The following is a 14,166-nucleotide window of genomic DNA, read 5'->3' as shown; positions in this document are numbered from 1 at the left end:
AGAGAGAAAAGAGAGAGGTAGCATGATTTATCATGCTACCTTTGATAGAAGAACTATTTGTTTTGAACAGCAATAGCTGGCGGGAATATGTCTGATTTTCTGAATTCTTGCATAACACGTAAGGTGATATCTGTCTCGAACAGCTTTTCAAACTTAATATCTACTACGTAAGCTTTACAAGTTAATTGAATGGCTAAATAATTATCTGTAATGGTTTGCTTCACTAGTACAACTACAGGCTTAGGTAAGTGGATATAACGACTAGAAGATGCCGCTTCTTGAATAATATCTCTTGCGGTATTAATGTCTTGGTCCATACCAATATAAAATGGAATAACAACTTGCATATCTAATGCACCATAGTTTCCACTTACAGCAACTTCATTTAAGAATTTGTTATTAGGGATAGTAATAATATCATCGTTTAGAGTTTGCATTCGAACAGAACGTAAACCAATAGCGATAATGTCCCCATAATTACCTTCAAACGTTACGCGATCACCGACTTGGAAAGGGCGATCGATCATTACTGTTAATCCAGCAATGAATGATGCAGTTAAGTCTTTCAGTGCAAAGCCAACAGAGACAGCAATCGTACCACCGATTAGTGCTAACACACGCTCATCAACACGGAAGCTAAGCATGAAAACAGCCATACCCGTTGACATATAAATGAAGAATTGAAAGAAAGATTGCAGTTTTTGCATCAACATTCGACGCTGAGCAAATTGACTACTTATTCCATCTACAATTGATTGGGTAAAGCGTAACAGTAACCAAGCAACAAATACGATAACAAATGAGAAAGCAACACCGCTCCAACGAATTAGACTAGCGAACTGCTGTAAGTTGTCGATGGATTGTGCTTCTTCAGCAAATGCGAGCGAACCAAATCCGAGCGTTATAAAAAATATAAAAATACGAAGCATATTATTTCACCAATAAATGTTGACGATGAAGAACATTAGTAATGTGGCGGAACCAGTGATCAGAGATCCTTGCTTTATCATCACTCCATTCAATGTAGCCACGACTTTGGAAATAACGAAGCGTACTGATAACTTCAGCCATGCTTAAGCGGCTACAGTCACATACATCAGCAGGAGAGGCGACCTCCAACTGTACAATTGATCTAAGTACTGCCAACATAGGTTTTGGCATGGTTTCTAAGTCATCAGAGTGCGGCGCTCTAAATAAACGAACCAAAATTGCATCAGTGTCTTTATCACGGTGAAGTGATAATCTAAAGAAACGAAGTGCAACTGTAGGGTTACCATCAGAGTAATCCCAAAGAATGCGATAGAATCCATTTCTCGCTCGTTCTTCCTCTGTTAGGTTTTCTTCATCCCACTGTCTTGGTAGCACTAAGCCATCAAATGAAATTGTAGGTTGACCTTCAGATAGGGTAATTCTCGACTCTAATAATTGACCAATTTGCTTTTCATCCCATTTAGGCATAAACGTAACTAAATCAAATAGTAATCGTTCACCACGAGCACGGTCAATAAAGCGCCAGCACGATTTCTCAATAGCCAGTACCACTCGATGACTTTTACGAGCTCGACGTAATAAATTAGTCAGTTTCATTAAATCGGCTAAGCCATTCACTTTGGGTTTTACTAACCGTTGCGCACTATCAAACGCAAGTAGATAACAAGTATCGCTGTTACGCAGGTATTGAAGAATATCACGCTCACTTGATTCTTCATCTAACCCTAATTGTTTTGCCAGCTCAGGAAGCAAAGCAGAATAACCATCGTATGGGCAATTAATATAAATTGGTGTCGCGTTTTTTACTTTATTTAAAATACGATTAAGAAGGGTAGTTGTACCTACACCACGTTCACCAGATAGCACACATACCGCAGGACTTTCGGTTAATAAGTAACGTGAAAGGGCGGACATTTCATCTTTAGCATAATCTTCAATAAGCTCTGAATCTTCAGAACCAGGAGCAATGTAATCAAATGCTGCCGTACCTTTAACACGAACGAGATTGGATTGCTCACGTGCAACTTCAGTTTGTTTAGCTACTTCAATTCTGAATAAGTAAGCCAATGCGTGACTAAATGCAGCGTATTGCGATAACAGTGCAATAATCGAGTGTTGAAGTGCTCGCCAAGATAACCAAGCGGCGCCACAAGCGGTAGCAGCGATTGAAATAAGGAAAGTCTTTTGATTTCTTTTCGCCCATTGAATAGATAGAGGTAGAGGGTCAACACGTTCGATTCTTTCAAAAACCGTTGGTTTCCACTTTCTTAATGTATGAATAGTAAGGAGCACAAAAAATAAATACATTAGAGAGTTTATCCACGCATAGATAGTACCTTGTCCTAATGTACGAGAGGATATTTGTAAAATTACGCCTGCAACAATTATCCCCCAAACATAATGGCGAACCGTCGATAAACGAAGAGCGATAATTTCTTTTTTGTTATGTTTACTATTGCGATAAATAAATTCAAGAATAAAGCTAACAGCAATAGAACCACCTAAAATCCACCAAGTGAAGATTTCTAAGAATATTAAGTGTTGTAGGCTTGGTAATGTGGATACGATTCGTAATGTGACCGTGATTAATAATAACCACGCTATTGCTTTATGAGCACGGGTTAAATACCAAATACTTCTAATAAAGAAATTCGGTTTAGAGCCGTTTTCTAATTTTGATGTTTTAAAGTCGTTGATAAGTCGAGTGCTGTTTTTCATCCACCAACTAAAAATAAAGAATACACAAAGCACTTTAAAAATAACACTAATAATTGGAACTGGTGAAATGGTTAAGTCTTTTAGTAGGTTTTTAAAACTACGAATTTGGTAATGTAGATAATATTCGATATTGAGTTTGGTAATGGATAACTCAGAATAAAATTGGGTAACACCATAAGGACCAAAACCAGTTAATTGTTCTCGTGTTGTACTATTCGTTAGCTTAAGCAGTTGCTCTTTACTTAGGTTTAGTGAAGTCAGTGATTGATGAACTGTTTCTACTGCAATCCAGTTTTGGTTGCTACTGTCTTCTCTGTAAGTGGCTAATGCCTCTTTAAGAGCGGTTGCATGCTCTTTTTGCTGTAAAATAGTAGTAGAAAGTAATCGTTTTACTTGAGCATAATCGTTATTTGAAAAGAAATGCTGTTCAGGAAGTGCACGAATATCCGCCTCAATATTTTTCGCTTGAGCGCTAATCTCTATTGGTTGATTGTCAGTGAGATCCCAATTGGCAAAACTGAGCTGAGAGAATATCAACAAAAAAGTAAATAAAACGTAACGATAGAGTTTTTTCATACTAACCAAATAAATAATAATTTTAATTATACCTTAGCTAACTTATTGAAAAAAACCAGTCACAAAGCTAGGAATATTGAATAAAAACTGAATATGTTTTTTTTATTTATTTTTGTCGCATTTTTTTATAAAAAATAGCCCTAATTACTGTTTTGCTATCATGTATTCGTTCTCATTCTGAATAAAAATCATTAGAATAAGGCCTCAAAAAAACGTATTCCTTTTCGATGATATAGATATGTATTGGTTCTTATTTTTTTGTAGTGTTGTGTGCCTTATTTTGATGGTTCTACACTTTCAAACTACAGAAAAGAAAAAAAAGTTAACGATTCGACAAAATCAACAAAGTAGTCATAAGTCTCCAGTGGTTCCGTTTGATGATGAAGCGGATAAAAAGGACAAAATTCAACGAGCAAAAAATGGAAATATAACAGCCCAATTAGCTTTAGGGGCTGATCTTGAATTGGTTGACCAAAATGGTGCGATTAAATGGTACTTAAAAGCGGCTGAACAAAATAGCCAACAAGCCTTTTACGCTCTAGTGCGTTTATATGATGATAATTACGACGATCCTGAAGCAACAGAAAAGTCGGATTACTGGGCGGCTAGACTTGGTGATAGCCAAGGTGATATCAGTGCTTCTTTAACTCTAGGTAAATTGTATCTCACAGGTACTGGTTGTGAAAAAGACATAGAGTTAGGAACGAAAACCATTACTAAATTGGCATTACAGAACCATTTAGAATCTCAATTGTTTTTAGCGCAATGGTATCAAAAGCAACAAGATGGACATCCTGAAGGATTTTATTGGATGCTAAAAGCGGCTTATCAAGATGATCCTAAAGCAATGACAACAGTAAGCTCTTGTTATTACCATGGAATAGGGACGCAGAAAAACGTTTATAAGGCTATCTATTGGGCAGAACGTGGTGGTGAACTTAAAGCGCCTGAATCACAATACAGAGCTGCTCAATATAATCAAAAGGTATCTTCATCTCATAATGCAGTAGCTTATATTTGGGCTTATTTAGCGGTAGCGAACCATAACGAAGATGCGCATGATTTAAAGAATGAGCTAGAAGCAATATTGCCTTTAGAGAACTTGTTAAGCATTCAAAATGTAGCGAGAAAGCTACATGGTTTGATGGAAGAAAAACCAGTAAAGAAACATTCAGTGATTAAGTTATTAAATAAATTCTACGTGAGAGAAAACTATTTTCCACCAGAAGATATTGATGATGAATGTGCTATGTATGTGAATTAATACCTAGTCACTGTGATTGGTACAATAATAGAAACCATAGATACAAAAATGCCAGTCGATTGACTGGCATTTTTTTTATTCGATATTATCGATTAATCATCACGCATGATACCAAGAATGCTTAGTAGGCTGATGAAGATATTGTAGATAGAAACATACAGCGTAATCGTTGCTGAGATGTAGTTTGTCTCACCGCCACGAATGATTGATTGTGTTGTTAGCAAGATTGCACCTGTTGAGAACAGAATAAACATACCACTCATTGCTAGGTGTAATAACGGCATTTGTAGGAAGATGTTCGCTACCATACCAATTAATAGAACAACAAAACCAGCTAGTAATACACCGTTAAGGAACGATAGGTCACGCTTAGTTGTTAGTGCATAAGCAGATGCTGCCATGAAAGAAAGCGCAGTACCGCCAAGTGCAGTTAAGATCACATCACCCATACCGGCACCAATGTACATGTTAAGGATTGGACCAATGGTGTAGCCTAAGAAGCCTGTAAATAGGAACGTAAATACAAGACCCATGTTGTTGTTACGGTTCTTTTCCGTCAAGAAAAGTAGGCCGTAGAAGCCAACAAGCATGATGATGATACCTGGACGAGGTAGGTTCATTGCCATTGAAACACCAGCAACTACCGCAGACCAAAGTAGTGTCATTGATAATAAGAAATAAGTATTACGTAATACTTTGTTAGTTTGTAGAGCCGACTCTTGCGTATGAGTTTGGCTGAACATTTGATTATTCATCGTATTCCCCTTGGAATGTACTGACATAATTATATAGACAGTTATGGCGCTTATAGTTCCAAAAATCAAGATAGAATTGACTTTCGGTTTGAATTAATTGAGCTGGAAACCATTTTACATCAGTACATTAACTTAGCAGATGTAGTTTGTAAGCATCTGTAACAAAAAGCAGTAATTAAACGATCACTGCTTTAACTTGAGGATTTAGTATTTAAAAGTTAATGATGCAAGATCTGACTTAAGAACAATTGAGTTCGATCCGATTGTGGGTTCTCAAAGAAATCGACAGGGTTGTTTTCTTCTATGATCTCACCAGCATCCATAAATATCACTCTATCTGCCACTTCTTTAGCAAAGCCCATCTCGTGTGTAACACACAGCATTGTCATGCCTTCACTTGCCAGTTCAACCATTACATCTAATACTTCTCGAACCATTTCAGGGTCAAGTGCTGAAGTTGGTTCATCAAATAGCATCACTTGTGGATTCATACATAATGATCGGGCGATAGCAACACGCTGTTGTTGTCCACCAGAGAGTTGCCCGGGATATTTATCTGCTTGATCTGGGATCTTTACACGTTCAAGATATTGCATTGCTAGAGCTTCAGCCTCAGCTTTAGGCATTTTCTTCACCCAAATAGGAGCGAGAGTACAGTTTTCTAGCACTGTTAGATGAGGGAAGAGATTAAAGTGCTGAAAACACATTCCAACTTCTTTTCTTACCGCTTCGATGTTTTTTAGATCTTCTGTTAATTCTGTACCAGAAACAAAGATGTGTCCTCTTTGGTGCTCTTCTAATCGGTTAATACAGCGGATCATTGTTGATTTTCCAGAACCAGAAGGCCCACAAATAACGATCTTTTCGCCTTTTTTAACCTTTAAGTTAATGTTTTTTAAAACATGAAATTGACCATACCATTTGTTCATGTCTTCTAGTTGAATCATATAATCTTGTTGATTTTCCATAATTGCTACTTCCTTGAATTCTGTTAATTATCGCTTATGACCTGTATGAAGTTTATTTTCTAAGTAGATGGAGTATCTTGACATAGAGAAACAGAACACCCAGAAAACCAAAGCGACGAAGACATAACTTTCTGTTGAAAACCCAAGCCATTCAGGGTCGGTATTTGCGGCTTGACCAATACCTAGCACATCAAACATCCCGATAATAAGAACCAGACTGGTGTCTTTGAATAAACCGATAAAGGTATTAACAATAGAAGGGATCGTAATTTTCAATGCTTGCGGCAAAATGATTAAGCGCATCTTTTTCCAGTACCCTAAACCAAGTGCGTCTGCAGCCTCGTATTGACCTTTAGGAATCGCTTGTAAGCCCCCTCTGACAACTTCTGCCATGTAAGCGGCACTAAATAGAACAACACCAATTAATGCTCTAAAGAGTTTATCTAGCTCCATTCCCTCTGATAAAAACAACGGAAGCATAACGGAAGCCATGAAAAGCACGGTAATGAGTGGTACACCACGCCAGATTTCGATATACACCGTACACATACTTCGAATGATAGGCATTTCTGAACGTCGACCAAGTGCCAGTGCAACACCAATAGGAAGAGAAACGACAATACCTACAATGGCAATTACGAGAGTTATTAGTAATCCGCCCCATAAGTGAGTGTCTACAACCGGTAAGCTAAAAACACCGCCATAAAGAAGAAAGGCTGCGAAGATAGGAAAAATATTTACAAAAACTAACCAAATCGCAAATTTCTTTGGTGTGTGTTCATAAGCTAGTAGTGCAACGAAAATCGCTAATAACCCATAAAATAGCTGTGGACGCCACAATTCATCACTAGGATAAAAACCATACATGAATTGGTCCCAGCGAACGCTTATCATCACCCAACAAGCGCCTTCACTAGAACAGGCATCACGGGTTGTGCCAATCCAATCAGCGTTAATTAAGCCCCAAGAAATCACATTCCATAACCCGATGATTGCAAGGTAAGCGATAATAAGAGTTAGAATGGAGTTAATTGGGCCATTAAACAAATGTTTTTTAAGCCAAGTTACTGCACCAACGGTATTAGCTGGTGGTGGTAAATCTGGCTGAAATTGATGTGTATTCATAATTACCTCTCAACCAATGCAACTTTGCTGTTGTAAATGTTCATCAAAAATGAGGTTAATAGGCTTAGTGTTAGGTACACCGCCATGGTCATTGTGATGATCTCAATAGCTTGACCTGTTTGGTTTAGTGTTGTTCCTGCAAACACCGAAACTAAGTCAGGGTAACCAATTGCCATTGCTAAGGATGAGTTTTTAGTTAAATTTAAATATTGGCTAGTGAGAGGGGGAATGATGATTCGCATCGCTTGCGGAATAACGACCAATTTAAGGGTTCGTTTTCTTGGTAAACCAAGTGCCATCGCTGCTTCTGTTTGACCATGGCTCACGGCATTGATACCCGAACGAACTATCTCAGCAATAAAAGAGGCGGTATATACACTAAGAGCAACGACCAATGCAGCTAATTCAGGAATGATGCTAATACCACCACGAAAGTTGAATCCTTTTAATTCTGGATATTCAATAGATATTGGCATTCCAGAAATAAAATAGGCTAAAGTGGGTAAACCAAACAGAGCAAGAAGAGAGTAACGTAATACGGGTGTTTGCTGCCCTGTAATGCGCTGTTTGTTTTTTGCCCATTTAGATAAAAATAAAATAAATACAATCGCGGTAATAAAAGCGATACCAATTAAGTTCGAACCTTCTTCAAAAATAGGACTTGGAAAAAATAATCCACGAACATTTAAAAAAACACTTTCACCTAAACTTAAACTTTGTCTAGGAGAGGGAAGTGCTTGTAAGACGGCGAAATACCAAAAGAAAATTTGTAATAAAAGAGGGATATTTCGGAAAGTCTCAATATAAACTGCGGCACATCGACTAACTAGCCAGTTACTTGAGAGTCGTGCGATACCAATAGTAAAGCCCAAAACGGTAGCAAATAAGATACCAAGGACAGACACAAGAGCGGTGTTTAATAATCCGACAACAAACGTGCGACCATAACTGTATGTTTCATCGTACTCCACTAAAGAAAGGCCGATACCAAAGCCGGCTTCTTGATCTAAAAAGCCAAGGCCAGTTGCGATACCACGAGATTCTAAATTGGATAATGCATTGTTAACTATGGTGTAGAAAAAAAAGACAAGTGCAGCAACGGCTATCACTTGAAATAAAATCGCACGAAATGTTGGATTATATAAGATGTTTTTATTTTTAGATGACATACAACTACAACCTTAAATCCATTTATTAAAAGGGGTGAAGATTCACCCCATAAATTGTGTTTTTATATTTATAATTAGACTATGAGTTGATTAACGAATGGGTGCTGCATACATAAAGCCACCAGCATTCCAAAGTGCATTGACGCCACGAGAGATTTGTAATGGAGAACCTTCACCTACGGTACGTTCAAAACTTTCGCCATAGTTACCGACTTGTTTCACCACTTGGTAGCCCCAATCATCACGAATTCCCAATCCTTTGCCTTTTGGCCCATCAACACCAAGAATACGTTTAATGTTTGGATCTTTCGATTTCAGCATTTGGTCAGCATTTTTAGAACTGATACCGTATTCCTCAGCATTGATCATGGTATTTAAAACCCATTTATTAATGTTGAACCATTGATCATCCCCTTGGCGAACTACCGGACCTAAGGGTTCTTTTGATATTATTTCTGGTAAAACTTGAGCGGTTTTAGGGTTTTTTAAATTAAGGCGTAGAGCATACAAACCAGATTGGTCGGTGGTAAGAACATCACAACGGCCGGCATCAAAACCTTTAGATGTTTGTGCTGCAGTATCAAAAACCACTGGTTTGTATTCCATATTATTATTACGGAAGTAGTCAGCAAGGTTTAACTCGGTAGTTGTACCTGATTGAACACAAACCGATGCACCATCAAGTTCTTTTGCACTCGTTAATCCAAGCTCTTTCTTAACCATGAAGCCTTGACCATCATAGTAATTTACACCGACAAAATTTAGGCCTAAAGAAGTGTCTCGGTGTAAAGTCCATGTAGTGTTACGAGAAAGCACATCAATCTCACCTGACTGTAGAGCTGTAAATCGCTCTTTGGCTGTTAAAGGTACGTATTTTACTTTAGATTTATCACCTAGTACGGCAGCTGCGACGGCTTGACAGAATTCAACGTCGATACCTTCCCATTCACCTTTTGAGTTAGGGTTTGAAAAACCAGGTAAACCAGTACTCACACCACATTGTAAATATCCATTTTTTTGAACTTTTTCTAATGTTCCACTTGCAGCGAGTGCTGGAGCTGATAAAAGTGCCGCAGAAGTAGCAATAGCAGCAAACAGTGTAGTTGTTTTAAATTTCATCTGTGTTCTTCCTTGTTGTGCGTAATTTAGCTGGCTTATCTCAATCTATTGCGTTGAGTTAGCCGTTAGATAGAATGATTGCTTTATTTTTAAGCAACTGTATTTAAAGATAACTAAAGGTTAACAATTTGTGAAATTCAGGATAATGTAAAAACCAGTTGAACTATCGGTTTATTTTCATATTTACTGGTGATAAACACTGCTTTTTTGATTTTATGTGGTCATAGTGATCAGGTCTAATGAGTGTATTTGTTGTAAAGTTGTTAATTGTTATAAATTTTGAATGTGTTAACTAAACAATCATGGTTTACTGAATGCATACCTTATTTTTTAAAATCAAGGTATATTAAAGCTGTATATTCAAAGAGATATTAAGGAAGCGGATTGTAATGAGATATTTTCCCATGTTTATGGATATTAAAAAGCGACCAGTATTGGTTGTTGGTGGTGGTGAAGTAGCCTGTCGTAAGATAGATATGTTGCTGCAAGCTGAGGCAAGTATTACCGTTGTCGCACCATCAATTAAAGCTTATTTAATGAAATACGTAGAAGAAGGGAAGCTTGAATATATAAAGGGTTTTTATCATAAAAACTTATTAAGTAATGATTACGTACAAGTATGGGCAACAACAGACAATTCAGATTTAAATCACCAAGTACATGCTGATGCACATGACGTTGGCGTTCCAGTAAATGTTGTTGATGATACGGAATATTGTGATTTTATAACGCCATCAATGGTCAATCGAGGTCGTGTTCAGGTCGCTATTTCAAGTGGTGGAGCATCTCCGGTATTAATCCGAATTATTAGAGAACAGCTTGAAACTCAGTTATCAACAAAAGTTGCCATGTTAGCGGACTTTGGTGCTGATAAGCGAAATCTTATTAAACAGCATTTTAAAACTGTTGATGAGAGAAGAAAATTTTGGGAAACCTTTTTGCGATTGCCCGAAATCGAGAAGATAAATACTCGAAATGAATTAGAAGCATTATTTCAACAAGCATTAACGGTTGATGTTCAAATTAAGTCTGAACGGAATTGGATTGAGTATAATTCGGATACTGAAATGCTGACTCTAAAAGCACTGCGATTAATGCAGCAAGCAGAATGGGTTATTGCTTTTGAAAGTTGTCCTGCTGAATTCATTGAGCTTTGCCGTCGTGATGCGGAGCGTATTTATATTCGCTCTGAAAAAGAGATGGCGGATTATTTGGATAAAGCAAACGCTGAAAACATCCGAGTGACCATTTTAGTGAAAAAAGGCCAATTATTCAGTGATTCAAATATTCAGCATTATTTAGCAAATGATGTATATGTTCCTACATTATAGGTTTATTAATGCAGTATTTAACGATTAAAGATGCAATAGAAGAGCAAATTGATACTGGCATGTTTGAGGCTGGACAAAAGTTGCCTTCAGAAAGAACGCTAGCTGAAACATTTTCTACAACACGCATTACACTACGTGAAGCTCTTAATCATTTAGCCTTATCAGGTAAAATATACAAAGAAGAGCGTAGAGGCTGGTTTGTATCAACGGCTAAGTTAATGTTTAATCCTATGCAATGTATTGATATTGCGGAAACGTGTAAGGAGCAGAAAAGAAATTGCCGAATTGAGGCGCTTTCTTCTCATCGATTGTTAGCAACAAAAGAAATGCTGACCGTTTTAAAGTTGTCTCCATTTTCTTACGTCAAACAACAAGTTTCTCTTATCCATATTGATGGAAGAAGGGTAGCGGTTCAGTACCGATATATTCCAGAGGAAATGACGATATTATTAAGTCATGACGAACAAACGGACGTACTAACTCAATTATTGAATAGCTTTGAATATGATTCGGAAAAACATGAGATAGAGGTAGGGATTATTCCTGCATCTCAGCTTGAATCTGATGCATTGAATTTAAGTTCTGGAAGTATGTTGTTATCGATCAATCAAGTTGCCTGTAACAAAAGTCAGACTCCTTTTCTATTACAGACAATTCGTTGTTGCCATGATGCGGTGAAACTGAAAATTAGCCAAACTGCTTAATTTGTTCAATTAATTCATTTTCAGTTACGGGCTCTGAATCTAATTCAAAAAACGCTTCAGCTCCGCCTTTTAGCATATAAACTTGGGTACCACAGTGATCATAGTGGTACCACTTTCCATCAATACACACATCCGTATAGCATTTTGGGTTTCTTAGTAATGTCATAATTGCTCCTTGCAACATTTGCTTAACAACTTAAAGGTATCGTGCAATCTAGAGCATTCGTTTGATTTAAATCAAAGTACCATCAATTTTTTAACAAATTTGCTACCAAAGTATTACTTCAGAAGTTTTGGAGCTTGCGCACCTGCGACAGGGCGGTTAACTGAAATAGTTCGACCTTTCTTTAAACCTTTTTCGTAATCAGCAGTAATATTAGCCATCGCCTCTTTTAATTGCTGTTTAAACGTTTCGCGGTCTATATTTTTGAATTCTTTATCAATGTAGTCATTAATTTTGTTTGCTGAGTCTTCATCAGGGGCGATCACAGGTAATTTTTCTAATGCGCCCTCAATCCAGCCTGCTAAAAATGAATTTACACGTTTGGTGACTTCTAACTGTCCTGTGCCCGTTCCTGCAAAGCTGTTTTTAAATTGTCCCGTTTGTTCATTCATTTCACGATAAACGATGTCAAATGCGAAAGCTGCAAAAATAGCACGATCTGCCGAGCCGATGAATTCAACTTTCTTTAAGCCTTTATGATTAAGTAATACGGCTTCGACACCAAAACGGGTATTAATACCACGGATGATTTTTAATATATTGCTGCCTACATTAGCAGGAAGCAGATGGATACTTTGTGTCTTACCCATCTTGATAAATTCGATGTCATCTTTTTCAAGGCCATACTTAAGCATAAGGCGATGAGCCATTTTTATGGCTTGAGCGGCTTCATTCACATTTGCTGAATTACCGAGCTCAAGACATTTAGCTATCTTTTTAAGGGCCTTTTGCTTTGTTGATGACATGACTTTACCTTTCTTTTTTTCGGGGGCGATATTCTACCTTTCTCTGCTAGGTTTTGAAAGAAATAGAGTGAAATGATGAGTAGGAAAGTTCAGGCGTTAATGTGTATTTTAATGATGCAGATCACTATGTAATTACCATGTTTCTGAATGTGTGGTTTGTGGTTTATTGTGTTTGTAAATTGTTGATTTACAAAAATTAAATCTAATATTGCTCTGTGTGGACATGATAGTTGTGATTGTTATCACGGTACATTAATTAAAAGCGAATATGATGAATTAAGTCAAAATATGTAATTTTATTTTCTCGTAATTAATTGTTTTTATAATGGAGTACTAACATGATAAAGAATGCCATTGCAGTAGGTATGTTGCTTTCTGGTCTTTGCTTTAGCTCAATCAGTCTTGCTGATGATTTACCAAATATTAAAATCTTAGCGACTGGCGGTACTATTGCTGGCGCAGGTCAATCCGCAACAGGTTCTAGCTATACATCTGGTAAAGTTGGAGTCGATTCTTTGATTCATGCTGTACCTCAAATGACAGAAATTGCGGATATTAGTGGTGAACAAGTCGTAAGTATCGGTTCTCAAGATATGAATGATGAGGTATGGCTAACATTATCAAAGCGTGTAAATGAGTTATTAGCTCAAGATGATGTTGATGGTGTTGTGATTACTCATGGCACAGATACGATGGAAGAAACTGCTTATTTCCTAGACCTTACTGTTAAAAGTGATAAACCTGTAATTTTGGTTGGTGCAATGCGACCATCAACAGCAATGAGTGCCGATGGCCCGGTCAATTTATATAATGCGGTTGTTGCGGCAACGGACGAAGATTCTGTAGGGCGTGGTGTACTGGTTGCAATGAATGATACGGTATTTGATGCTCGTGATGTAACCAAAACCAATACAACGTCTGTAAATACGTTTCAATCACCAAATTTTGGGCCTCTAGGCTATATTCACAATGGTGATGTTCAATATCAACGTAGCCCTGAACGTAAGCATACAACTGAAGCTGAATTTGATGTATCAAAGTTAAAAACCTTACCTAAGGTTGGTATTGTGTACAACTATGCGAATGCATCAGCATTACCTGTAATAGCAATGGTTGATGCAAAATATGATGGTATCGTGAGTGCGGGTGTAGGTAATGGTAATATTTATCACTCGGTATTTGATGAGTTAGCTAAAGCAAGCAAAGAAGGGGTGGTGGTTGTACGTAGTGCTCGCACTGGTTCAGGTTCAACAACGCTTGATGCTGAAATAGATGATGCGAAATACGGTTTTGTTGCGTCAGGTACATTGAACCCTCAAAAAGCTCGAATTTTATTGATGTTGTCGTTAACTGAGACGGAAAACTACAAAGAAATTCAAAAGATGTTTCAGTATTACTAGAGGCATATAGTTTCGTATTTTAAATAAAAAAACAGCCAATATTAATTATTGGCTGTTTTTTTATTTGGAAGGATGAA

At 37.4% G+C, this 14,166-nt stretch carries 13 protein-coding genes; 4 read left to right on the top strand and 9 right to left on the bottom strand.

Translation table 11 applies throughout. From position 1 onward, the window contains the following. Positions 1-53 precede the first annotated feature (53 nt). The gene (locus AAFX60_008355; GenBank protein ID XDF76784.1) at positions 54-929 is read right to left on the bottom strand and encodes a mechanosensitive ion channel domain-containing protein; all 876 of its coding nucleotides are present in this window, start codon (positions 927-929) and stop codon (positions 54-56) included. 1 nt (position 930) lies between these two features. Further along, on the bottom strand, positions 931-3,285 hold the full coding sequence (locus AAFX60_008350; protein XDF76783.1) for an ATP-binding protein: 2,355 nt from the start codon (positions 3,283-3,285) through the stop codon (positions 931-933). A gap of 238 nt (positions 3,286-3,523) precedes the next feature. Between AAFX60_008350 and AAFX60_008345 the strand changes: the two genes are divergently transcribed. Next, positions 3,524-4,549, top strand: coding sequence for a tetratricopeptide repeat protein (locus tag AAFX60_008345; GenBank protein ID XDF76782.1), 1,026 nt, complete (start codon positions 3,524-3,526; stop codon positions 4,547-4,549). Between the two features lie 92 nt (positions 4,550-4,641). Here the strand turns inward: AAFX60_008345 and AAFX60_008340 are convergent, their stop codons facing one another. From AAFX60_008340 to AAFX60_008320, 5 genes are all read right to left on the bottom strand, one after another. Continuing rightward, entirely contained in the window at positions 4,642-5,304 is a 663-nt protein-coding gene (locus tag AAFX60_008340; protein XDF76781.1) for a Bax inhibitor-1/YccA family protein, read from the bottom strand. Between the two features lie 218 nt (positions 5,305-5,522). Continuing rightward, positions 5,523-6,272 (bottom strand): amino acid ABC transporter ATP-binding protein, encoded by a 750-nt coding sequence (locus AAFX60_008335; GenBank protein XDF76780.1) that lies wholly within the window; start codon positions 6,270-6,272, stop codon positions 5,523-5,525. A 27-nt stretch (positions 6,273-6,299) separates the two neighbouring features. Further along, a complete protein-coding gene (locus AAFX60_008330) occupies positions 6,300-7,397 on the bottom strand; it encodes an amino acid ABC transporter permease (GenBank protein XDF76779.1) in 1,098 nt (365 codons plus the stop codon). A 2-nt stretch (positions 7,398-7,399) separates the two neighbouring features. After that, entirely contained in the window at positions 7,400-8,566 is a 1,167-nt protein-coding gene (locus AAFX60_008325) for an amino acid ABC transporter permease (GenBank protein ID XDF76778.1), read from the bottom strand. A gap of 90 nt (positions 8,567-8,656) precedes the next feature. Then, entirely contained in the window at positions 8,657-9,685 is a 1,029-nt protein-coding gene (locus AAFX60_008320; protein XDF76777.1) for an amino acid ABC transporter substrate-binding protein, read from the bottom strand. A 389-nt stretch (positions 9,686-10,074) separates the two neighbouring features. Between AAFX60_008320 and AAFX60_008315 the strand changes: the two genes are divergently transcribed. Then, on the top strand, positions 10,075-11,016 hold the full coding sequence (locus tag AAFX60_008315; protein ID XDF76776.1) for an NAD(P)-dependent oxidoreductase: 942 nt from the start codon (positions 10,075-10,077) through the stop codon (positions 11,014-11,016). Between the two features lie 8 nt (positions 11,017-11,024). Then, complete coding sequence (locus AAFX60_008310) at positions 11,025-11,720, top strand: GntR family transcriptional regulator (GenBank protein ID XDF76775.1); 696 nt, start codon at positions 11,025-11,027, stop codon at positions 11,718-11,720. Here the strand turns inward: AAFX60_008310 and AAFX60_008305 are convergent. Next, positions 11,704-11,886, bottom strand: a complete 183-nt coding sequence (locus AAFX60_008305) for a hypothetical protein (protein XDF76774.1) — start codon at positions 11,884-11,886, stop codon at positions 11,704-11,706. The genes AAFX60_008310 and AAFX60_008305 overlap by 17 nt on opposite strands. A 113-nt stretch (positions 11,887-11,999) precedes the next feature. Further along, positions 12,000-12,689 (bottom strand): DUF2786 domain-containing protein, encoded by a 690-nt coding sequence (locus tag AAFX60_008300; GenBank protein ID XDF76773.1) that lies wholly within the window; start codon positions 12,687-12,689, stop codon positions 12,000-12,002. Between the two features lie 338 nt (positions 12,690-13,027). Here AAFX60_008300 and ansB point away from each other — a divergent pair, with 338 nt between their 5' ends. Next, the gene (ansB, locus tag AAFX60_008295; protein ID XDF76772.1) at positions 13,028-14,089 is read left to right on the top strand and encodes an L-asparaginase 2; all 1,062 of its coding nucleotides are present in this window, start codon (positions 13,028-13,030) and stop codon (positions 14,087-14,089) included. The last annotated feature ends 77 nt before the right edge of the window (positions 14,090-14,166 follow it).

This window comes from Aliivibrio fischeri, from assembly GCA_038993745.2.
Taxonomy (GTDB): domain Bacteria; phylum Pseudomonadota; class Gammaproteobacteria; order Enterobacterales; family Vibrionaceae; genus Aliivibrio; species Aliivibrio fischeri_B.
The sequence above is the reverse complement of the archived record's forward strand: the minus strand, read 5'-3'. Positions and strand labels throughout refer to the sequence as shown.